This window comes from Methylobacterium oryzae, from assembly GCF_036441375.1.
GTDB classification, from domain to species: Bacteria; Pseudomonadota; Alphaproteobacteria; order Rhizobiales; family Beijerinckiaceae; genus Methylobacterium; species Methylobacterium oryzae_A.
This window is the reverse complement of sequence record NZ_MLCA01000001.1, coordinates 14,056-34,902: the sequence shown is the minus strand read 5'-3', so window position 1 is coordinate 34,902 and position 20,847 is coordinate 14,056. Positions and strand designations below refer to the sequence as shown.

The 20,847-nt window shown below is 72.0% G+C and carries 20 protein-coding genes and 2 pseudogenes; 12 read left to right on the top strand and 10 right to left on the bottom strand.

Annotated elements, in window-relative coordinates; genetic code table 11:
• Window positions 1–6: 6 nt before the first annotated feature.
• The gene (locus tag MOTC310_RS00180) at window positions 7–243 is read left to right on the top strand and encodes a DUF4170 domain-containing protein (RefSeq protein WP_331291709.1); all 237 of its coding nucleotides are present in this window, start codon (window positions 7–9) and stop codon (window positions 241–243) included.
• Between the two features lie 197 nt (window positions 244–440).
• Complete coding sequence (locus MOTC310_RS00175; protein WP_012318471.1) at window positions 441–1,385, top strand: ribose-phosphate pyrophosphokinase; 945 nt, start codon at window positions 441–443, stop codon at window positions 1,383–1,385.
• Window positions 1,386–1,406: 21 nt separating this feature from the next.
• Here MOTC310_RS00175 and glgX read toward each other — a convergent pair whose 3' ends face one another.
• Window positions 1,407–3,503: a glycogen debranching protein GlgX gene (gene glgX / locus MOTC310_RS00170; RefSeq protein ID WP_331300396.1), complete on the bottom strand. Its 2,097-nt coding sequence runs from the start codon at window positions 3,501–3,503 to the stop codon at window positions 1,407–1,409.
• A 54-nt stretch (window positions 3,504–3,557) separates the two neighbouring features.
• Window positions 3,558–4,979, bottom strand: coding sequence for an alpha,alpha-trehalose-phosphate synthase (UDP-forming) (locus tag MOTC310_RS00165; protein WP_331291706.1), 1,422 nt, complete (start codon window positions 4,977–4,979; stop codon window positions 3,558–3,560).
• Window positions 4,980–5,385: 406 nt separating this feature from the next.
• On the opposite strand from MOTC310_RS00165, the gene MOTC310_RS00160 reads away from it, so the two are divergent.
• From MOTC310_RS00160 to MOTC310_RS00145, 4 genes are all read left to right on the top strand, one after another.
• A complete protein-coding gene (locus MOTC310_RS00160) occupies window positions 5,386–5,919 on the top strand; it encodes a hypothetical protein (RefSeq protein ID WP_331291705.1) in 534 nt (177 codons plus the stop codon).
• Between the two features lie 4 nt (window positions 5,920–5,923).
• Entirely contained in the window at window positions 5,924–6,349 is a 426-nt protein-coding gene (locus MOTC310_RS00155) for a phage holin family protein (protein WP_331291704.1), read from the top strand.
• A 5-nt stretch (window positions 6,350–6,354) separates the two neighbouring features.
• Window positions 6,355–6,726: a DUF3618 domain-containing protein gene (locus MOTC310_RS00150; protein ID WP_331291703.1), complete on the top strand. Its 372-nt coding sequence runs from the start codon at window positions 6,355–6,357 to the stop codon at window positions 6,724–6,726.
• Window positions 6,727–6,831: 105 nt separating this feature from the next.
• Complete coding sequence (locus MOTC310_RS00145) at window positions 6,832–7,674, top strand: hypothetical protein (protein ID WP_331300395.1); 843 nt, start codon at window positions 6,832–6,834, stop codon at window positions 7,672–7,674.
• A gap of 178 nt (window positions 7,675–7,852) precedes the next feature.
• Here MOTC310_RS00145 and MOTC310_RS00140 read toward each other — a convergent pair whose 3' ends face one another.
• Window positions 7,853–9,370, bottom strand: a complete 1,518-nt coding sequence (locus MOTC310_RS00140; protein ID WP_331300394.1) for a malonate--CoA ligase — start codon at window positions 9,368–9,370, stop codon at window positions 7,853–7,855.
• A gap of 116 nt (window positions 9,371–9,486) precedes the next feature.
• Window positions 9,487–10,896 (bottom strand): malonyl-CoA decarboxylase, encoded by a 1,410-nt coding sequence (locus MOTC310_RS00135; RefSeq protein WP_331300393.1) that lies wholly within the window; start codon window positions 10,894–10,896, stop codon window positions 9,487–9,489.
• Between MOTC310_RS00135 and MOTC310_RS00130 the strand changes: the two genes are divergently transcribed.
• A complete protein-coding gene (locus MOTC310_RS00130; RefSeq protein WP_331300392.1) occupies window positions 10,895–11,056 on the top strand; it encodes a hypothetical protein in 162 nt (53 codons plus the stop codon). The two genes, MOTC310_RS00135 and MOTC310_RS00130, sit on opposite strands and share 2 nt — an antisense overlap.
• Before the next feature lie 90 nt (window positions 11,057–11,146).
• Here the strand turns inward: MOTC310_RS00130 and MOTC310_RS00125 are convergent, their stop codons facing one another.
• The gene (locus MOTC310_RS00125; protein WP_331291699.1) at window positions 11,147–11,338 is read right to left on the bottom strand and encodes a hypothetical protein; all 192 of its coding nucleotides are present in this window, start codon (window positions 11,336–11,338) and stop codon (window positions 11,147–11,149) included.
• A 360-nt stretch (window positions 11,339–11,698) separates the two neighbouring features.
• Here MOTC310_RS00125 and MOTC310_RS00120 point away from each other — a divergent pair, with 360 nt between their 5' ends.
• On the top strand, window positions 11,699–12,874 hold the full coding sequence (locus MOTC310_RS00120; RefSeq protein ID WP_331291698.1) for an MFS transporter: 1,176 nt from the start codon (window positions 11,699–11,701) through the stop codon (window positions 12,872–12,874).
• Here MOTC310_RS00120 and MOTC310_RS00115 read toward each other — a convergent pair.
• Window positions 12,867–13,976 (bottom strand): annotated as a pseudogene (locus MOTC310_RS00115) (aminotransferase class I/II-fold pyridoxal phosphate-dependent enzyme). The gene MOTC310_RS00120 and the pseudogene MOTC310_RS00115 sit on opposite strands and share 8 nt — an antisense overlap.
• Here MOTC310_RS00115 and MOTC310_RS00110 point away from each other — a divergent pair.
• The 3 genes and pseudogenes from MOTC310_RS00110 to MOTC310_RS00100 form a co-directional block, all read left to right on the top strand.
• Window positions 13,968–14,243 (top strand): annotated as a pseudogene (locus tag MOTC310_RS00110) (cobalamin biosynthesis protein); the annotation flags it as partial. The pseudogenes MOTC310_RS00115 and MOTC310_RS00110 sit on opposite strands and share 9 nt — an antisense overlap.
• 29 nt (window positions 14,244–14,272) lie before the next feature.
• A complete protein-coding gene (locus MOTC310_RS00105; RefSeq protein WP_331301437.1) occupies window positions 14,273–15,517 on the top strand; it encodes an aldehyde dehydrogenase family protein in 1,245 nt (414 codons plus the stop codon).
• 22 nt (window positions 15,518–15,539) lie between these two features.
• A complete protein-coding gene (locus MOTC310_RS00100) occupies window positions 15,540–16,295 on the top strand; it encodes a sulfite exporter TauE/SafE family protein (RefSeq protein WP_331300391.1) in 756 nt (251 codons plus the stop codon).
• Here the strand turns inward: MOTC310_RS00100 and MOTC310_RS00095 are convergent.
• Complete coding sequence (locus MOTC310_RS00095) at window positions 16,269–17,774, bottom strand: aminotransferase-like domain-containing protein (RefSeq protein ID WP_331300390.1); 1,506 nt, start codon at window positions 17,772–17,774, stop codon at window positions 16,269–16,271. The two genes, MOTC310_RS00100 and MOTC310_RS00095, sit on opposite strands and share 27 nt — an antisense overlap.
• An 827-nt stretch (window positions 17,775–18,601) precedes the next feature.
• On the opposite strand from MOTC310_RS00095, the gene MOTC310_RS00090 reads away from it, so the two are divergent.
• Window positions 18,602–18,820: a hypothetical protein gene (locus MOTC310_RS00090; RefSeq protein ID WP_331300389.1), complete on the top strand. Its 219-nt coding sequence runs from the start codon at window positions 18,602–18,604 to the stop codon at window positions 18,818–18,820.
• A gap of 50 nt (window positions 18,821–18,870) precedes the next feature.
• On the opposite strand, the gene MOTC310_RS00085 is transcribed toward MOTC310_RS00090, so the two are convergent.
• From MOTC310_RS00085 to urtE, 3 genes are all read right to left on the bottom strand, one after another.
• On the bottom strand, window positions 18,871–19,086 hold the full coding sequence (locus MOTC310_RS00085) for a hypothetical protein (RefSeq protein ID WP_331300388.1): 216 nt from the start codon (window positions 19,084–19,086) through the stop codon (window positions 18,871–18,873).
• A gap of 553 nt (window positions 19,087–19,639) precedes the next feature.
• Window positions 19,640–19,846, bottom strand: coding sequence for a hypothetical protein (locus MOTC310_RS00080; protein ID WP_331300387.1), 207 nt, complete (start codon window positions 19,844–19,846; stop codon window positions 19,640–19,642).
• Window positions 19,847–20,150: 304 nt separating this feature from the next.
• Window positions 20,151–20,846, bottom strand: a complete 696-nt coding sequence (gene urtE, locus MOTC310_RS00075; protein ID WP_331291735.1) for an urea ABC transporter ATP-binding subunit UrtE — start codon at window positions 20,844–20,846, stop codon at window positions 20,151–20,153.
• Between the last annotated feature and the right edge of the window lies 1 nt (window position 20,847).

Genomic DNA, 20,847 nt, shown 5'->3' with positions numbered 1-20,847 from the left:
CGGGCCATGACGACGGCAATCGACAGCGACCAGAAGCTGCACTTGGTCTTCGGCGGCGAATTGCGGGATCTCGACGGGGTCCGGTTCCGGGACATCAAGAATCTCGACATCGTCGGCATCTTCCCGGACTACGCCTCCGCCCAGGCCGCGTGGCGGGCCAAGGCCCAGGCCACCGTCGACAGCGCGCAGACGCGCTACTTCGTGGTGCACTTGCACCGGCTGCTGGAGCCGCCGGCCCCCTGAGGGGCCGATCCCGCGGCGGCATCCGCGGTGCGGGCCCGCCGCGCGCGTTCGCGGTGATCGCGGGGCGGCCGTGAAGGCATTGTGACACTTCCTGCCCGCTGCTAAGAGCCTCGCCCGTCATCGGATCGTTCCGGCTCCCCGGGAGACCGGTCTGAACAAGTGCGGCGGGAGGTCCGGCCGCGAGCGAGCGGCCGCCCATGAAATCCTCGATCAAGATCATCGCCGGGAATGCCAGCCGGCCCCTGGCCGAGGCGATCGCGGCCTATCTCGAATTGCCGCTCGCCAAGTGCATGGTCCGGCGCTTCGCCGACATGGAGATCTTCGTCGAGCTCCAGGAGAACGTCCGCGGCGAGGACGTGTTCATCGTCCAGTCGACCTCGTTCCCGGCCAACGACCACCTGATGGAGCTGCTGATCATGATCGACGCCGCGCGCCGGTCCTCGGCCCGGCGCATCACGGCGGTGATCCCGTATTTCGGCTACGCAAGGCAGGACCGGCGCACCTCCGGCCGCACCCCGATCTCGGCCAAGCTGGTGGCGAACCTGATCACCGAGGCGGGCGCCGACCGCGTCCTGACCCTCGATCTCCATGCCGGCCAGATCCAGGGCTTCTTCGACATCCCCACCGACAACCTGTTCGCCGCCCCCGTGATGGTGCGCGACATCAAGGAGCGGTTGCCGAGCGCCGACCGGATGGTGGTCTCCCCCGACGTCGGCGGCGTGGTCCGGGCCCGGGCCATCGCCAAGCGGATCGACTGCCCGCTCGCCATCGTCGACAAGCGCCGCGAGCGCCCGGGCGAGTCCGAGGTGATGAACATCATCGGCGAGGTCGAGGGCCGCTCCTGCATCCTGGTCGACGACATCGTCGATTCGGGCGGCACCCTGGTCAACGCCGCCGAGGCGCTGCTCAATGCCGGCGCCAAGGACGTCTCGGCCTACATCACGCACGGCGTGCTGTCGGGGGGCGCGGTCTCGCGCATCGCCGCCTCGCGGATGAAGGAGCTGGTGATCACCGACTCGATCCAGCCGACCCAGGCGGTCAAGCTCGCCCGCAACATCCGGGTGGCGACGATCGCGCCGCTGCTCGGCGAGGCGATCGGCCGGACCGCGACGGAATCCAGCGTCTCCAGCCTGTTCGACTGACGCGGCGGGGGCACCCCGCCCCTACCGGCCGGGCTCTGTGCCCGGCGCGGTGAGCACCAGGACCGTGCGGCCCGGCAGCGACACATCGCCCCCGGCCGCAACGGCCGGCGTGCCGGGCGCGCGGGCGCCCGCCGGCTCGCCCGTGTCGAAGACCGGCGTCCACGGGCCGCCGATCACGGGGGCGAGGCGGAAGGCGACGGCCCCCGCCCCGGCATTGAACAGCATCAGCAAGCGGTCGCCCGGATCGCCGTCGTTGCCGATCTGCATGCCGAACACCTGCAGCCCGTCGTCCGACCAGTGCCGGACCTCCATCTCGATGCCCTCGGGGGAGAGCCAGTGCACGTCCCGCAGGGGCTCGTCGGGGTCGATCAGCGCGCCCGTGAAGAAGCGCCGCCGCCGCAGGGCCGGCTGGGCCCGGCGCAGGGCCAGGAGATTCGCGACGAATGCCGCGAGGGCGGGATCCGGATCGACGCTCCAGTCCATCCAGCTCGTCGGGTTGTCCTGGGCGTAGGCGTTGTTGTTGCCGCCCTGGCTGCGGGAGCGCTCGTCGCCCATGAGCAGCATCGGCACGCCCTGGGCCAGCATCACGGTGGCCAGCATGTTGCGCTTCTGGCGGGCGCGCAGGGCCAGGATCGCGGGATCGTCGGTGTCGCCCTCGACGCCGTAGTTGCGGCTGACGTTGTGGTTATGGCCGTCGCGGTTGTCCTCACCGTTGGCCTCGTTGTGCTTCTCCTCGTACGACACCGTGTCGGCGAGCGTGTAGCCGTCGTGGCTGGCGATGAAGTTGACGCTGGCCAGCGGCGAGCGCCGGGATGGGGCGAACACCTCGCGCGATCCGGTCAGCCCCTGCGTGACCTTGGCGAGCGTGGCGGAGTCGCCCTTCCAGAACCCCCGGGCGGCGTCGCGGAATTTGTCGTTCCACTCGCTCCAGCCGCGTGGATAGCCGCCGAGCTGGTAGCCGCCCTCCCCGATATCCCACGGCTCGGCCACCATCTTGACCCGCGCCAGCACCGGGTCCTGCGCCACGGCCTGGAAGAAGGCCGCCTGGGGGGTGAAGGCGAGCGGCGCCCGCCCGAGGCTCGAGGCGAGGTCGAAGCGGAAGCCCGCGATGCCGTAGGCCGTGACCCAGTGGCGCAGGGAATCGAGCACGAGCTGCATCACCCGCGGGTGGCTCGCGTCGAAGGTGTTGCCGCAGCCGGTGCAGTCGACGGTGCGGCGCGGATCGGCGGGGTCGAGCTTGTAGTAGCTGGCGTTGTCGATGCCGCGGAACGACAGGGTCGGGCCGGTATGGTCGCCCTCGGCGGTGTGGTTGTAGACCACGTCGAGCCAGGTCTCGATCCCGGCGGCGTTCAGCTCCCGGATCGCCGCTTTCAGGCCGCCGGGACCGCCCTCCCCCAGATAGCGCGGCTCCGGGGCGAAGTACCCCAGGGGCTGATACCCCCAGAAATTGACGAGCCCCTTCTCCGCCAGGAAGCGGTCATCCGCGAAGGCCTGGATCGGCAGCAGCTCCAGGGCGGTGACGCCGAGCTTGACGAGGTGCTCGATGATCGCCGGGTGGGCGAGCGCCCCGTAGGTGCCGCGCTCCGCCTCGGGGATGTCGGGATGGGTGCGGGTCAGCGCCTTGACGTGCGCCTCGTACACCACCGTCTCGGCGAGCGGCCGCCGCACCGGATTGAGGGCGAGGTCGGGCACCTCCGGGGCGGTGACGACGCATCTCGGCATGTAGACCGCGCTGTCGCGGCGGTCGATCCGGTCCTCGCGCCCGCCCCGACGATGGCTGTAGAGCGCGTCGTGCCAGCGGATCCGGCCGCGGATCTCCCGCGCGTAGGGGTCGAGGACGAGCTTCGAGGCGTTGAACCGGTGGCCGGAGGCCGGATCCCAGGGGCCGTGCACCCGGTACCCGTAGAGCTGGCCCGGCAGCACGCCGCGCAGGTAGCCGTGCCAGACGTCGTCGGTCCGGCAGGGCAGCCGCACCGTGCGGGTCTCGTGCCGCTCCCCCGGCTCGAACAGGCAGATGTCGACCGCGGTGGCGTGCTCTGAGAACAGGGCGAAGTTGACGCCGCGCCCGTCGAAATGGGCGCCGAGCGGCGCCGGCACCCCGTCATCGACGGCGATCATGCGGGGCGTCCGGACACACGGATGGCGGCGGGCGGAAGCAGCGGGCGACGCCGGCTATTCGGCGGCCGCGGCGGCGGTGGGCGGCTCGCGCTCGATCGTGCGGAAATTCTCGAGTTCAGCCAGGAAGTTGCGCGCCCACCAGTCGACGTCCTCGCGGGTCATGCGCTCGACCATCGGCTTCCAGCGCGCCAGCCGCTCGGCCTTGGGCATGTAGAGCGCCGCCCGGATCGCCTCCGCCACCTCGAACCGGTCGTAGGGGTTGATCAGCAGCGCCTCGGGGAGCTGCCGGGCGGCGCCGGCGAATTTCGACAGGACCAGCACGCCCGGATCGTCCTCGCTCTGCGCGACCACGTATTCCTTGGCGACGAGATTCATGCCGTCGCGCATCGGCGTGACGAGGCCGACCCGGGCCGCCCGGTAGAGGCCGGCGAGAACCGGGCGCGGATAGGCCTTGGTGATGTACTGGATCGGTGTCCAGGCCGGGTCGCCGAGCGAGCCGTTGATCTCGCCGACCTTCTCGTTCACGTCGCGGGCGAGCTGCTCGTACTCCGGCACCTCGCTGCGGGATTTCGGCGTGATCTGGATGTAGGTGACGTTGCCGCGCTGGTCGGGATTGGAGGCGAAGAAGCTCTCCACCGCCTCCATCCGCTCGGGCACGCCCTTCGAGTAATCGAGCCGGTCGACGCCGATCAGCAGCTTGCGGGTCCGCAGCCCCGCGATGGTCTCGCGCACGACCTTGTTGGCGTTGGCCCTCTCGGCGGCCTCCTTGAACCCGGCGACGTCGATGCCGATCGGGAAGGCGCGGATCCGGGTCCGGCGGCCGTCGACCATCAGCGAGCCGCCGCCGAGCGGGATCGCCCGCTGGGTGTCGACGAGGTTGCGCTGCAGGTTCTGGACGTCCGCCTCGGTCTGCAGTCCGATCAGGTCGTAATCGACGATGGCGCGCAGGAGCTCGCCGCTCGCCGGCAGCGAGTTGAACACGTCGGCGGCGGGCCAGGGGATGTGGTGGAAGTAGCCGATCGGGTTATCGAGCCCGAGGCCGCGCAGCTCGGCGGCGAGCGGCAGCAGGTGGTAATCGTGGACCCAGATGATGTCGTCGGGCTCGACCAGCTTGGCGAGCGCCCGCGCGAAGGTCCGGTTCACGCGGCTGTAGCCGGCATAATCCGAGCGCGAGAAGGCGCCGAGCCCGAGCCGGTAATGCATGATCGGCCACAGGGCACGATTCGCAAAGCCGGCGTAATATTCCAGGTGATCCTGCGGCGACAGGTCGACGACGGCGTACTGGACCCGGCCCCGGTCGATCAGCGTCGGCTCCTCGGAGGGCTCCTCCGTGATGGTGCCGCTCCAGCCGAACCACAGACCCTCGTAGGCCGTGAAGGCCTCCTTGACCGCGACGGCGAGGCCGCCCGCCGCCACCGCCTTGCCGCCCTCTTCCGGGACGGCGACGCGGTTCGATACGATCACAAGGCGTGCCACGCGGGTCGACTCCGGATCAGGGGCGCGGGTCGGGCCGAGGATCTCGCCGCGCCTGCATCGGGACATCACTACTATGTCAGAACGCGCGGAGTCCCGGCGCGATCCTTTGTTGGTCGTCGGGCAACCCAAGCGTGAAGCCGGGCGCGGGTCAAGTCGAGGCCCTGCCGTTCCGGGACAGGGCGGCCGCTCCGTCCCGGTCGGGCGCGTTGTGCAAGCGTGGCGGTTCTGGCAGACCTTGCCTGAACGTGGACTGAGCGGTCCCGCGCGCCGACTCGGATCCTGCGCGCGCACCGGAAGGGCGCAGAGGGACCGGAACCCGCGACAGCCGAACCGGTTACTCAGCCATCGCGGGGCCCGCGGTCGCCGCGAGCGGCCCCGTCCCCGCGCCGCGAGGAGTGTTTTTGAGATGGCCGGCAACGAGTTACCGCAAGGCACCCCCGCGGACCCGATCGCGGATCCGCACCGCGAGGGCCCGCACGAGGCGCCGCACACCGCCGCGGAGGAGCGCGCCCAGTGGCGGGCCCTGCAGGGCGACGTCGAGGGGCTGGCCGACGTGGCGGCCGAGCGCGGCCGCGGACTGCTCGACGCGGCCCGCCTGCAGGCGCAGAGCTACGTCGAGCAGCGCAAGAGCGACGCGGCGCAGTCGGTCCACGACCTGGCCCAGACGATCCGCAATTCGGGCCGCGACCTCGGCGACAAGCCGAACGTCCGCGCCTTCTTCGACAGCGCCGCCGACGGGCTGGAGCAGCTCGGGTCCTCGATCGAGCGCCGCAGCCTCGGCGAGTTCTACAGCGAGGCCGAGGCCTTCGCCCGGCGCGCCCCGGTCGCGGTGGCGGTGGGGACCTTCGTGGCCGGCCTGATCGCCGCGCGGTTCATCAAGTCGTCGAGCCTGCCGCCGGAGGCGCCGGACGGCGACGCCCGCGACAGCTTCCGGGCCTGACGCCATGACCCACGGCCCCGACCCGCGCCAGACAGGCGCTTCCACCGGCCCCTCCAGCATCCAGAGCCTGATCGGCGACGCCCTGCGGGAGACCAACGAGCTCGCCCGCAAGGAGATCGCGCTGTTCCGGGCCGAGATGGCCGGGAACGTCCGCCAGCTCATCGTCGGCCTCGCCTGCATGGTCGGCTCGGCGGTCTTCGCCGTGGTCGCCCTGCTGGTCCTGATCGGCGCCTTCGTGAAGTGGCTCGCCACCGTCGTGGGCTCCGAGTGGCTCTCCGCCCTGATCGTCGGCGGCGTGCTGCTGCTCCTCGCCCTCGGGATGGCCCTGTGGGCGCGCAGCGTCCTCTCCCTCTCAACCCTGGCCCCGAAGCGCACGACGCGTCAGGTCCGCCAGGATGCCCAGGCCCTGTCGGAGCGCGTGTCCGGATGAGTACGATGAACGACCTCGAGAAGGAGATCGAGGAGAGCCGCGCCCGGCTCGACGACACGATCGACCGCATCCAGGGCCGGCTCTCGGTGCCGAATCTCGTGGACGAGATGCTGGGCAATGCCCGGCGGGTGCCGGCCCTGAACACCACCTACGATTCGGCCCTGGAGGCGGTGCGCCGCAACCCGGTGCCGGTGCTGCTGATCGCGGCGGGCGTCGGCCTGCTGTTCAACCGGATGGCCCGCGACGCCCAGCGCCGCCGCACGGAGGTCTCGGCCGAGCGCGTGCCCACCCTGAATACCGGCGCGGCCCGCGGCTACGACCCCGACCTCCCGACGGTTCGCCCGGCCCGCGATCCGCTGGAGAGAACCGAGATCTGACGACCGGGCTCGGCCCGGGACGAGACACCGCACGCGCCCGGCCGTCCGGTCGGGCAGACCGGCACCGAAGGCGGGCCGGCGAGACCGACATCTGAGGACAGCGCCATGACCGACAAGCCGGGCACCCCCGTCACCCCCTCCAGCACTCCCGAGCAGCTGGCCGCCGAGGCGGGCATGCCGCACGGCGGCGGCGACAAGAGCCTGCGGCCGGATCCGGCCGGCGGCGGCGACCCGGGCGCGCCCGGCACGCCCGGCACCGCGGCGGGCGACTTCACCCTCCGCCCCGACCCGCGCGGCCTGCACGACCCGCTCCCGCAGGGCGCCACGCCGCTCTCGGCCGGCGGCACCTCGGGCGGCATCCCCGGCGGCGGTTCGGCCTCGACGGCGGACGCGGCCTCCGCCGCGAAGGACGGCCTTCGGGCTGCGGGCGACCGGGCCACCGAGTTCGCCGGACAGGCGCGCCGCACCGTGTCGGACCTCGCCGACGACATCAACGACCGCCTCGGCGGTGCCGCCGACCAGGCGCGCGACCGCGCCTCCGCGGCCTATGACGACGCCCGCGAGCGGGCCGGCGCCCTCCACCGCCGCAACATGCGGGCGCTGGACGACCTGACCAATCAGGGCATCGAGGGGCTCCACCGCGGCCGCACCGCCGTCGAGCGCTTCGTGGACGACAACCCGTTGCTCGTCGGTGTGGTCGGCGTGGCCGCGGGCCTGCTCCTCGGCGCGCTGCTGCCGCGCACCCGCCAGGAGGACCGGAGCATCGGTCCCTGGGCCGACGAGGTGCGCGACCAGGGCCTGCGCTACGCCCGCGAGGTGACCAATATCGGCCGCGAGTTCGTCCAGACCGCCCTCGATCCGGACAACCTCAACGCCGCCGCCCGCAAGGTGGCCGATCCGGAGGGCCACAAGCCGCCCGAGGGCGAGCGGACACAGCACAATCTCTGATCCGGGTTCCGGTTCAGGTCCCGGCGGGTCGTTCCCGGACCGTCACCGCGCGGCGCGAAGTGACCCAGGGTCGCGCCGCGTCGGCAATCGTAGCGCCCCCCGGATCGCGTCCTTACGCCCGCGGCGACGGTGCGATCGGATGCTTGGTCCGTCGGTGCTCCCGCCGACGGACGCGTCGTCAGTCCCGATACAGCCCCGCATGCGCCTCGCGCAGCAGGTTCTTCTGAACCTTGCCCATGGTGTTGCGCGGCAGCTCGTCCACGAACAGGACGCGCTTGGGGCATTTGAACCGGGCGAGCCGGCCCTCCAGGGCGGCCTGCACGCCGGCCTCGTCCGGGCAGCCGGCGCCGCCCACTACCACGGCGGTGACGGCCTCGCCGAAATCCGGGTGCGCCAGGCCGATCACCGCGGATTCGACCACGCCCGGCAGGGCGTCGATCTCGGTCTCGACCTCCTTCGGGTAGACGTTGAAGCCCCCCGAGATGATCAGGTCCTTGCCGCGCCCGACGATGTGGACGTAGCCCCGGCCGTCGACCTTGCCGAGGTCCCCGGTGATGAAGAACCCGTCCGCCCGGAACTCGGCCGCGGTCTTCTCGGGCATGCGCCAGTAGCCCTGGAACACGTTCGGGCCCTTCACCTCGATCATGCCGACCGCGTCGGGTCCCAGGGCCGCGCCGGTCTCGGGATCGACCACCCGCAGAGTCACGCCCGGCAGGGGGAAGCCCACCGTGCCGGCGACCCGGTCCCCCGCGTAGGGGTTCGAGGTGCTCATGTTGGTCTCGGTCATGCCGTAGCGCTCGAGGATGGCGTGGCCGGTGCGGGCCTGCCACTCGCGGTGCGTCTCGGCGAGCAGCGGCGCCGAGCCCGACACGAACAGGCGCATGCCCCGGGCCGCCTCCGGCGTCAGGCCCGGCTCCTTGAGGAGGCGGGTGTAGAAGGTCGGCACGCCCATGAGGGCGGTCGCCCGGGGCATCAGGCTCAGGATCAGCTTCGGGTCGAGCCGGGGCAGGAACAGCAGGGAGCCGCCGCTCGCCAGCACCGTGTTGGTCGCCACGAACAGGCCGTGGGTGTGGAACACCGGCAGGGCGTGGATCAGCACGTCGTCGGCGGTGAAGCGCCAGTACTCGACCAGCGTCCGGGCGTTCGAGGCGAGGTTGTCGTGGGTCAGCATGGCGCCCTTGGAGCGCCCGGTCGTGCCCGAAGTGTAGAGGATCGCCGCGAGATCTTCCGGGCCCCGGGGCACGTCCGCGAAGGCGGCGCCCGCATCGGCGGCCCGGTCAGCGGCCTCCGCGGCGCTGCCGCCGCCCGCCGCGTCGAGGGTCCAGACCTGCCGGACGCCGGCGGCGGCCTCGGCGAGCGCGTCGCGCCGGCCCGGGTCGCAGACGAACACGGTCGGCTCGGCGTCGCCGAGGAAGTAGCCGATCTCCGCCGGGGTGTAGGCGGTGTTGAGCGGCAGGAACACGGCGCCGGCTCGGACCGCGCCGAGATACAGGAAGATCACCTCGGGGCTCTTCTCGACCTGCACGGCCACCCGGTCGCCGGGCGCGACGCCCGCCGCCCGCAGGGCCGCCGCGTAGGCGCCGGAGCGGGCGATCAGGTCCGCGTACGCGTAGCGGCGCCCGTCCGGCGTCTCGATCACGGTCTTGGCGGGATCGGCGGCGCCGTCCCGCACCAGGGAGAAGAGGTGGTTCGTCATCGTGAGGCTGGGCTATCACGGGCTATGGGTCGCGCGCACCCATAGCCGCCCGGAGGCCCCCTCGGCGAGCCCTTTCCGGCGGCGCGTCGTCCGCGCGGTCCGGTGAGTCGCGACGCCTACGCCTCGGCGAGCACCACGGCCCGGGGCGGCGGCAGCTTGGCGCGCAGCTCCCGAGTCACCGCCGGAGCCGCCACCACGGTGCCGAGATTGGCGTAGGTCTCGTGGTTCCGCTCGATGGCGGCGAGGTCGTAGAGGTAGTTGACCATCAGGCCGTGGGACTGGGCCAGCCCCTTCTTGGAGGTGTCGCCCAGGAAGTTGATCCGGTCGAGGCGCGCGCCGTTGCCGAGATGGAACCGGGCCACCGGGTCGAGGGGGCGGCCGCGCTCGTTCTTGGCGCGCAGGAAATAGGCGGCCGCCGCGGGGATCAGCGCGCGGCGCACCGTCTCGGCCCGGGCCTTGTCGGCCGGCCAGTTCGGATCGTCCAGCGCCCGCAGGGTCTCGACATCCTCGGGCAGCAGGCCCTGCGGGCTGTCGGCCCGGCGCTCCCGCGCCAGCCACGCGGCGAAGCCCGGAACCGGCGAGAGCGTCACGAAGGTCTTGAGCGTCGGGACCTCGCGGGTGAGGTCCTCGACCACCTGCTTGATCAGGAAGTTGCCGAAGGTGACGCCGGCGAGGCCCTTCTGGCAGTTCGAGATCGAGTAGAACACCGCCGTGGTGGCGGCGTGCGGCTGCAGCGGCTTGCGCTCCTGCGACAGGATCGGGGCGATCGCCGAGGCGATCTCTCCGGTGAGCGCAACCTCCACGAAGATCAGCGGCTCGTCGGCCAGGGCCGGGTGGAAGAACGCGAAGCAGCGCCGGTCCGGCGGCTCGATGCGGGCGCGCAGGTCGTCCCAGCCGGAGATGGCGTGCACCGCCTCGTAGCGGATGATCTTCTCGAGGATATGCGCCGGCGTCGTCCAGTCGATGTGGCGCAGCACCAGGAAGCCGCGGTTGAACCACGAGGCGAACAGGTGCTCGAAGTCGCAGTCGAGGCTGTCGACGGCGTCCATCAGGGCGGGGTCGGCCTCGTCGCCGGCGCGCAGCGCCCGGCGCAGGTCGAACAGGTCCTCGCGCATCCGCACGAGGCTGAGCGTGCCGCCGCGGGCGAGGTTGAGGCGGCGGATCAATTCCTGGCTGCGCGGCTCGGCGGCCTCGTGCAGGCTGCCGAGTCGGGCGCGGGAGGGCGCGGCGCGGTAGGCTGCGATCGCCTCGTCGACAGCGGCGTGGTCCGCGTCGAAGTCGAGGGCGATGGCCCGCAGGAAGGCGTGGCGCTCCGCCAGGCCGAAGCTCGCGTAGCGGTCGAGGATCAGGCGGGCCAGCGCCACCCCGGAGGCCTCGCCGCGCCGGGAGATCAGGTCCTCGCACAGCTTGACGAGGTCGCCGGCGCTCGCGCGGGATCCCAGGTCGCCGCGGCCGATCCCGATCAGGTCGCGGCCGCGCTCGCTGATGGTCTGAAGCAGGTCGCCGAAGAAGGAGATCGCCGCCATGACCTTCGCACTGACCCCCGTCGACCCGGATTCGAGACGTGTCCGGCCCCGCGACGCCGGCTCGTCGATCGGGCGCGGGCGGAACCGGATCGGGACGCCGCCGGGCGTCCCGATCCGCCCGCCATTCTACGGCGCCGCGGTCGCCGCGACCAGAGCTTGACCGGTCGCGGACACTGGGCTCCCAGAGTGCGGGAGCGGCACGAAAGTCGTGTGACTTACGGGGCCGTGCGACGAATCCGGGCCCGACGCGTCAGAGCCGCTCGGCCACGGTGGCGAGGTCGGCCCGTTCCCGCCAGTCGCCAACGCCGTGCTGGCGGGCGAATCGAAGCTCCGCGGCGCGGCGGGCGCGCTCGGGATCGCGGGCCCGCGCGATCGCGACGGAGCCGACCGTGAACGGCACTCCGAGGATCTCCTTGGCAAAGTCGATGCGGTAGTTCGGCATCCCGTACTCCCTGCTGGGGCAGTCCCGGCGCCGTTCGTACGGAACGAAACCGCCCGCTCACTCGTAGTCCGGTCCGGAACCTCGAAAGGCTCGACGCCCGGCACATCGGCCCGCGGCGCCCGCTGGCATGCGGACGGGGCCGGCTGCGTCGGATGCATATGGTGCGCCGTCGGCTCCGGTGAAGGGGCCCGCTGTGTCCCGGCAGGGATGCATCGCCGCAGCTTGCTCGGCGGCGCGCACCGCTCGTATCGCTCGCGGCTCCGAATCTCCCGTCCGCCCTGTCCTCCCGCCTTTCCTCCCGCACACGGACCCGACCATGGCCCTCCCGCGGCGGCGTGCCTGCCTGCCCCCGACCCAGCCGTGAGCCCAGCCCTCGACGCGAAGGCCCGGCTCGGCCTGACGCTGATCGCCGGCGGGGCCGTGGCCAACATCTACTACAACCAGCCGCTGCTCGGCCTGATCGTGGCCGAGTTCGGCGACCGCGCCGCCCTGTGGGTGCCGACCACGGCCCTGGTCGGCTACGGGCTCGGCATCATCGGGCTCGTGCCGCTCGGCGATGCCCTGCCGCGCCGCGCCCTGATCGTGGGGCAGTGCCTCGGCCTCGCCCTGGCCCTCCTCGCGGTGGGCCTCGCCCCGAACCTCGCCTGCCTCGCGCTCGCCCATCTGGTGGTCGGCGTGCTGTCCTGCGCGGCCCAGCAGGCGGTCCCGTTCGCGGCCGAGCTCGCCCCGGACGCGAGCCGCGGGCGGATCGTCGGCCAAGTCATGACCGGGCTCCTCACCGGAATCCTGCTCGCTCGCACGGCGAGCGGATTCCTGGGGGCGCATCTCGGCTGGCGGCCAGTCTTCCTGGTCGCGTCCGTGCTGGCGCTCGCCATGGCGGGCATCGCGCGGGCCACCCTGCCCCACACGGTGCAGACCCACCCGCTGCGCTACCGCGCCCTGATGCTGTCGATCCTCCATCTCGCGCGCACGCAGCCGGTCCTGCGCACGGCGAGCCTGTCGCAGGCGCTGCTGTTCGCGGGCTTCAACGCCTTCTGGGCGACCCTGGCCCTGCTGGTCGAGGCGCCGCCCTTCGGCCTCACCGCGGCCGGGGCCGGGCTGTTCGGGGTGATCGGCGTCTGCGGCGCCTTCGTGGCGCCGATCTCGGGCCGCTTCACCGACCGGCGCGGGGCGAAGCCCGTGGTGCTCGGCGGCAGCCTGCTGGTCGCCCTCTCCTTCCTGGTGCTCTGGGGCGGGGGCACGTGGTCGCTGATCGCGGTGGCCGTCGGCGTGCTGCTCATCGACATCGGCATGAACGGCGCGCTCATCGCCAACCAGACGCGGGCCTACGCGCTGGTCCCGGGGGCGCGGGGCCGCATCAACACCGTGCTGTTCACGACCCTGTTCGTGTTCGGGGCGCTCGGCGCCTATGCCGGCTCCCAGGCCTTCCTGCTCGTGGGCTGGCCGGGCGTCTGCGCGGTCGGCCTCGCCTTCTCGGCGCTGGCCGTGACCGTGGCGGCCCGGGACCCGCACCCGCCGGGGGCGCGGCCTACCTGAGCACCCGCGACAGCCGGCACCAGCCCGCCCTGTCGGGCGGCAGGCCGAAGCGCAGGCGCTTCGGCCGGTCGGCGAAGCGCCGCACCGCGATCCCGGCCGCCGCGAGCCGCCGGTAGAGGTCCGGCCCGTCGGGGAAGTCGGCGGTCCGGAACAGGCAGGTGCCGCCGACGGTCCGGCCGCCGGCCCGGNGGCCGTCAGCAGCTTGGCCGCCCGCTGAAGGCGCGCCCGCTGCAGCTATTCGATCGGCCCTTCGTCGAACGTGGCGGAGAAGCGCTCGGCGAAGCCGGAGCGGCTCATCCCGCAGAGCGCAGCCAAGCTATCGACTGTGTGCGACGCGCCGGGCGCATCGAGGATCGCCGCGATCGCCGCCCGACACCGCCCAGGGGCCCAGCGCCGCGGCGATCCGGACCGCCGTGGCGGGATCGGCGACCGCGAAGCCGAGGCGCAGGCCGGCGAGCCCGTAGGTCTTGCCGAAGGAGCGCAGCACCACGAGGCCCGGCGCCAAGTCCGGTGCGGTGACGTGCGGGCACAGGCTCTCCACCGGCTCCAGGTCCGCGAAGGCCTCGTCGGCGACCAGCAGGCCGCCGCGGGCATGCAGGGCCTCGGCCAGCCCCCGGCGCTCGGCCAGGGGATGGGTCCGCCCGTCCGGGTTGTTGGGATCGACGATCACCGCCACCCGGGCCTCGCCGAGGGCGTCGACGCTCGGAACCTCCGCCACCGCGTGCCCGGCCCGCGCCCAGGCGGCGGCGTGCTCGGCGTAGGTCGGCCCGACCACCGCGACCCGGGTCGGGGCCAGGAGCCGGGGCAGGGTCTCGATCAGGATCTGGGTGCCGGGCGCCGACACGACGTGGTCGGCATCCGGCGCGCCGTAGGCCGCGGCGGCGGCCTCCCGGAGCGCCCGAACCTCCGCGGCCTCGGGCAGCCGCGCCCAGGCGCTGGCCTCCAGGGCGGGCACGGGATAGGGGACCGGGTTGATCCCCGTCGAGAGGTCGAGCCAGGGCTCCGGCGCGTCGGGATAGGCCATTCTCAGCCCGCCGAGATCGCCGCCATGCGCGATCGGGGCGACCTCACGCGCGGGAACGCTCCACACCGAATGGTCCATCTGCCCGGTACGTTCGCCGACACGCTCGCCGTCCTCGCCGTCGCCCTCGGGGTCGAGGCGGCGGCCGGCTATCCCGACGCGCTCTACAGGGCGGCCGGTCACCCTGTCACCTGGATCGGCCGGCTGATCGCCGCCCTGGAGCGCGGCCTCAACCGCGGCACCGCGCTCCGGCGGCGGGTCGCCGGCTGCCTCGCGCTGGCACTGCTGCTCGCCGCGGTGGGCTCGGCCGCCCTCGCGGTCGCGGCGCTGGCGGGGCTCCCTGGGCGCGGGTGCCGGCCCGGGAGCGCGGCCGCTTGGTGGCCGAGGGCGGGCGCCGGATCGCGGCGGCGTCCCCGGACCTCGCTCCGCTGCTGGCCGCCGAAACCGGCAAGGCGATCCGCACCGAGTGCCGCCCCGAGATTGCCACCGCGGCCGACATCCTCGCGATGTTCGGCGGCCTCGCCACCGAATTGAAGGGCGAGACGCTGCCGTTCAGCCCGGACATGCTCGCGCTGACCACCCGCGAGCCCCTGGGCGTGGTGGCGGCGATCCTGCCCTGGAACGTGCCCCTCGTGCTGATGGCGCTCAAGATCGGTCCGGCCTTGGTCGCCGGGAATACCGTGGTGGTGAAGGCGTCCGAGGAGGCCCCCTTCGCAACGATCGAGGCGGCGCGCCTCCTGGCCGATCTCCTGCCGCCCGGCGTCCTCAACGTGATCTGCGGCACCGGTCCCGCCTGCGGAGCGCCCCTGGTCCGGCACCCGGACGTCGCCAAGGTCACCTTCACGGGCTCGCAGGCGGTGGGCGAAGCGATCTACCGTGAGGCCGCCGACAAGCTGATCCCGGTAAGCCTGGAGCTCGGCGGCAAGAGCCCGATGCTGATCTTCGCGGACGCGGACCTCGACCGGGCCGTCGCGGGCGCGGTGGCCGGCATGCGCTTCACCCGCCAGGGCCAGAGCTGCACCGCCTCGAGCCGGATCTACGTCGATGCCGAGATGCACGACGCATTCGTGGAGCGGCTCGCCGCCGCCGTCGCGAACCTCCGGATGGGCGATCCCTTGGATGAGGCTACCGATATCGGCACCGTGATCAATGCCCGGCAGCGCGCCAAGATCTTGGACTACATCGCAGAGGGCGAGGCGACGCCGGGCGCGCGGGCCGTGCGGTGCGGGCGCCTGCCGGCCGCGCCGGACCTCGCCGAGGGCCTGTTTGTCGAGCCGGTCCTGTTCACCGGTCTGACCGAGGACAGCCCGCTCATGCACGACGAGATCTTCGGTCCGGTCGCCTGCATCGTGCCGTTCTCCGACGAGGAGGCGGTCCTGGAGGCGGCGAATGCGGGTGAGTTCGGCCTCGCCGCGACGGTCTGGACCCGGGACCTGCGCCGGGCGCTGCGGGTGTCGCATGCGCTGGATGCCGGCTATGTCCAGGTCAACCAGAACCTGACGATCCAGCCGAACCTCAGCTACGGCGGCTTCAAGAAGTCCGGCCTCGGCAAGGAGGCTTCCCTGGAGTCGATGCTTGAGCACTTCACCCGCAAGAAGACCATCGTGGTCGACATGCGTTAGGGCGGTGGCCCCTGCACTTCCGATGCCTGAACCGGCATCCCTGATCGCGATCGCGGCCGCGATCTTCGCCGCGGCGCTCATCCGCGGGTTCACGGGCTTCGGGTTCGCCCTGGCGGCCGTGCCGCTGCTCGGCTTCTCGCTCCCGCCGAGCCAGTGCGTCCCGCTCGCCGTCGTCCTCCAGTTCTGCGCGAGCCTGTCCGACCTGCCGCGGGCGCGCCGAACCTGCCATTGGCCCTCGCTCGGCTGGCTCATCGCCGGCACGGTGGTCGGATCGCCGCTGGGCGTCGCTGCGCTGGCCGCGGCGAGCCCGGACGTCGCCCGGCTCGGCATCGCGCTGGTCTGCGGCTGCGGGACTGTCGCTCTCCTGCGCGGCTTTCGCTTCGTTGAGCTTCCGCGCGGCCGTGCGACCCTGGCGGTCGGGCTGGCCGCTGGCCTGTGCAATGGGCTGGCGGCGATGCCGGGTCCGCCCGTTGTCGCCTACTATCTCGCGACACCTCTTTCGCCGCAGCAGGGACGCGCCTCGCTGCTGGTGTTCTTCCTGGCGACGTCGATCGCCAGCGCCGTTAGCCTCGCGACCGCCGGGCTCTTCGGGGCCTCACTGGCGATCCCGGTGATGATCGGCATCCCGCTCATCGTCGCCGGCAGCCGGCTCGGCGAGGCGCTTCTCAGGCTCGGTGCCGGACGGGGGCATCGGGCCCTGTCGATCCTGCTGCTCTGCACCGTCGCCGTCACGAGCGTGGTGCAGGCAATTTCAGACCTGCTCGGGCATCCCCTGTGATGCCCGGATTCCGGCCTGAGTGACCAGTTCCGCGAGGCGGGTGAGACCCGCCTCGATCCGGTCGGTGCGGATCGAGGCGAAGCCCAGGCGGAAGCAGGCCTGGCCGGCCTCCGGGTCGGCGTAGAAGATGTCGCCCGGCTCGATCAGGACGCCGCGGGCGCGGGCGCGCACGCTGAGATCCCGGGCATCGAGGCCGACAGGCCCCTCCACCCAGAAGCTCGTGGCCCCCGGGTCGCGGCGCCAGCGGAACGCCGGTAGGAGGCGGGGCAGCAGGCCGGCGATCCGGACGGCGCGTTCCTCCAGAACGCCGGCGGTCCGGCGCAGATGCGTGCGGTAATGACCGAGCGCTACGAACATCGCGGTGGCGCGCTGGTTGTTCGAGGGCGGGTGGCGCAGCATCAGCCGCCGCAGCACGCGCAGCTCCGCGATCACGGCCCGAGGCGCCACCACGTAGCCGATCCGCAGGCCCGGGGCGAGCACCTTCGAGAAGCTGCCGACATAGATCACGCGGCCGTCCGTATCGAGGCTCTTGAGGGACGGGATCTCGTCCGCCAGGGCGAGGTCGGCCTCGTAATCGTCCTCGACCAAGACGACGTCGTGGCGCCGCGCGGCTTCCAGTAGGTCGCGGCGGCGCTCCAGCGGCATCACCGCGGTGGTCGGGCACTGATGCCCCACGGTGACGAACGCCACCTGCCGGCTGGCGAAGGCCGCATCGGGCACGACCCCGTGCCGGTCGATGGCGAGTGTCGCGAGGTGGTCGGTGGCGAGAGTCAGCATGTTGCGCGTATCGGGATAGCTCGGGTCCTCGACGCCCGCCGGCGTATGGCGGCCAACCAGCAGCTGGATCAGCAGCGAGAGCGCCTGCTGCGATCCGATGGTGACCATCACCTCGTCGGCGCTCGCGAAGATGCCCCGCCGCGGCAGCACCTGCAGGCGGAGCTGCTCAACCAGATCGGCATCGTCCTCGTCGATCAGGTCGCCCGCCCAGGCGTTGATCTCGGACACCCCGGAGGCCGCCCGCACGCTCTCGCGCCAGTCGTTGGCCGGGAACAGGGACGGATCGAACTGGCCGAACAGGAAGGGATACGGGTAGTCGAGCCAGTCCCGGGGCTTCGTGATCTGCCGCAGCTGCGCGGGCCGGACCGCGAAGCGCCGCGACCAGGCGATGGTCCGTTCCGGGGAGGGACCACGCGCTTCGGAGACGATCAGATCCGGCGCCAGGAAAATCCCGCTCCGCTCGTGGGAGACCAGAAAGCCCTCGTCAACGAGCTGCTGGTAAGCGTTCACCACGGTGTTGCGGGCGACCCCGAGCAGGGCCGCGAGCTGGCGCGTCGAAGGCATCCGGGCCTCCGCGGTGAACAGCCCCCGTTCGATGGCCGTCACGATCGCCCGACGGATCTGCAGGTGTAGCGCCAAGCCACTCCGGTCGAGCTCGCCGAAGAGTTGCGTCCAGGCGAGGGCATGATCGGTGACAGACATGGCATCCGGCTCCTGCTCGGGGACACGTTTCCGAGGCAAGGATGGCGCCAGCGGCTCAGGATCGGCGCTACGCGTCGCGAAGTCCGCTTCGGGGACGGCGTCGCAGCTCTCCGGACGGCCGATATGGGCGCAATGCCGAATGTCGGGTTTTGAGTGAGGAGTCGCGACCCAGGAAGGCACAACGAGCATGAGATGCCGGGTTGATAGCTTGGCGCCTGAAATTATCTAGCCACCTCAATCACATAGGTGTTCGCAGTTTCATTCTGTCTGGCGCGCCAGCACTTTCAAGCATTCAGCTTGTGTTGGCCGCAGGCATCTCCGACGCGTCTCCCATACATGCATCCGGACAGGGATGGCCTCAGCCGTCCGAACCGGGGGCGCGAGCGGCGGGCACGAATCGGCAAGGTGGCCGCTCCGGCGCCCAACCTGCCGGTGATTTCTCGCCCGTATCGTCGACCTTCCGCGCTCGCCCGCGGATGTGCCCCTCAACTGTCGGGGCTGGCGCGGAGGCCCAAATTTCCCGTCGGCTTCTTGCATAGGTGAGTGAACCCATCCCATCCGACCAGGTAGCGTCGAGACGTCGTCACTGCAGCGATCTTCCATGCGCGCCACTCTAATCCCCCCGGTGTGTAGTGGCGGGCGTGGATGCCAGAAGGCTTGAGCTTGCTTGCGCCCCTGGGCTCAGCTTGGTCGCCGCTGGCTCGGCGAGCCCCGGGCCGTACGCGATCGAAATCACCTGCCACTCCCTCATTCGGGTGACGCCTTTCCCGGCACCTGGGCCTAGCCTTCCCTCCGGCGCAGCGACTGCGCCGCATGGGAGGACATCCATGGCCACTGCCTTGCTCCCCGCGTTCCGGCGCAACATCGTGCTGTTCGCTCTTGCCTTCGCCGCAGCCACCCTGGCGTTCGGCACAGTGATGCTGACCGCGCCGCCGATCAGCGAGGCGGCTGTCTCGACCTTGACGGACGACGGGCTTATCCCGCCGGTTACCAACTGCGAGTTCCTGCCGACCGGCGACGTCAACAGCTGCACCGTGTACCGCTGAGTCCGTGAGGCCCGGACGCGGTCTCGGTTGAGCTGCCGCGCGTCATCGCATCACTGCTGACGGCGGCAGGTCCGCCCGAGCTGCCAGGGCTTCGGCTTGGCGCAACCGGGTCCCGCGCGCTCCGAGGCCTCGTCACCGCTCCGGCACAGCAGGTCGGTCCGGGCGGACCAGGCGAGACCGAAGCGGGTGAGCCGGAGCATCCGGAACGGGAGGCAGGTGAGGACCTGACGACGACCAGCGCTGGACGCGATCGGGCCGTTGCCCACACCCGGCGCCTGCCCTCCGCCGCGTCGCGTTTCCAGGGACGCGGACTACGACGGTCCCGACAGGCCGGACGTTGCCGCCGTCGCGCCGCAGCGCGGACGCTCGACCGACCCGGCAGCGCGGCATCGTCCCGCCGGGCGGCGCATCGTGCTCCGTGCGCGATCTGACGCCGCCGGATCCGAACCCGTCGCCCCGTCGGTGCGAATCGGCGGCGGGCATGGCCGGGATGGGACCTGTCGAGCATCGCTTTCAGCAGGACGTCCCGTGAGGGGCCGTGCTCGGTCGTAATACGGTCCATGAGCCGGGGCGCCAGCGCGGCGAGCGAGTGGTCCGTCACCGGCAGCTGCGCGAAGTCCTCGCCGAGGCGCGTTCCGGCGACGTATCCGCGACGATCCCGACGCCGATCAGGATGCCGATCTTCGTGAGCCACCCGCCAGCTGCCGCGACACCGCACGTCTTCTGGCATCCTGCGCGGGTGCTCTCAAGCCGCGCTTGGCCGGCTCGGCAGCCTCGGGGCCCCTGGGCGAGTGCGGTGCGACCGAACCGGAAGCCGCGTCAGCCCAGCTCCGCGCGCTCGGCGCCGTCGCGGGCTTCGGCTTCCCGGCGGGCCGCGCGGGCCTGGGCGATCAGGTCGCGGGCGGTCAGCGCGTCGTTCGCCCCCGCGCCGCCGGCCAGCAGCAGGCCAGGCGGCACGGTCCGGATCTGGGTGCTGCCGCCACGAGCGCCGCGGCGCCCTGGTCTTCGATCGGTCGCGTTCGTCATGAAGCCGGTCCGCCCGTCAGCGCGGACCGCCCTGCGGGCGGGGCCGCGGAACAGAGATGGTGACCAGCTCGCCGGTGATCGGATCCAGGATCGTCATGGGCGCCTCCGTGGTTGAGCCCTATGGCGGACCTGAATTGTGTTTTAACATTGGCCAATTGGGGCCGCGTGCACAGGTTTGGCGGCCGACGTCGCGTCTGTCCGCGATGCGATTGCTGAATAGCGGTCTCAATATTCGGATCGAAGGGCCCCATTCCCGGACGCGGCGCCGGTGGCGACCGAGACGGGCCGGGACGGCAGACGCGCCCTAGACGGACATCCACCGCAGCACGTCGGCCTCGACCATCCCGGCCCGGGGGCCGGCCAGCACCACCTGCCCGCGATCCATCACCGCGTAGGAATCGCAGAGGTCGCGGGCCCACTCGAAATACTGCTCGACCAGCACGATCGCCATCTCGCCCTTGCCGCGCAGGTAGGTGATCGCCCGGCCGATATCCTTGATGATCGAGGGCTGGATGCCCTCGGTGGGCTCGTCGAGCACGAGGAGCTTAGGCCGCGTCACCAGCGCCCTGGCGATGGCGAGCTGCTGCTGCTGGCCGCCCGAGAGGTCGCCGCCGCGCCGGTGCAGCATGTCCTTGAGCACCGGGAACAGGTCGTAGATCTCCCCCGGGACGTGGCGGTCGCGGCGCCTGAGCGGCGCGAAGCCGGTCTCGAGGTTCTCCTTGACGGTGAGCAGCGGGAAGATCTCGCGGCCCTGGGGCACGTAGGCGATGCCGGCGCGCGCCCGATCGTAGGGGGCGAGATCCTGGATCGGGCGGCCGTCGAGGCGGATCGCTCCGGAGCGCACCGGCTGCTGGCCAACGATCGCCCGCATCAGAGAGGTCTTGCCGACGCCGTTGCGGCCGAGCACCGTCGTTACCTGCCCGGCCTCGGCCGACAGGGAGACGCCGCGCAGCGCCTGCGCGGCGCCGTAATAGAGGTCGATGCCGTCGACGGAGAGCATG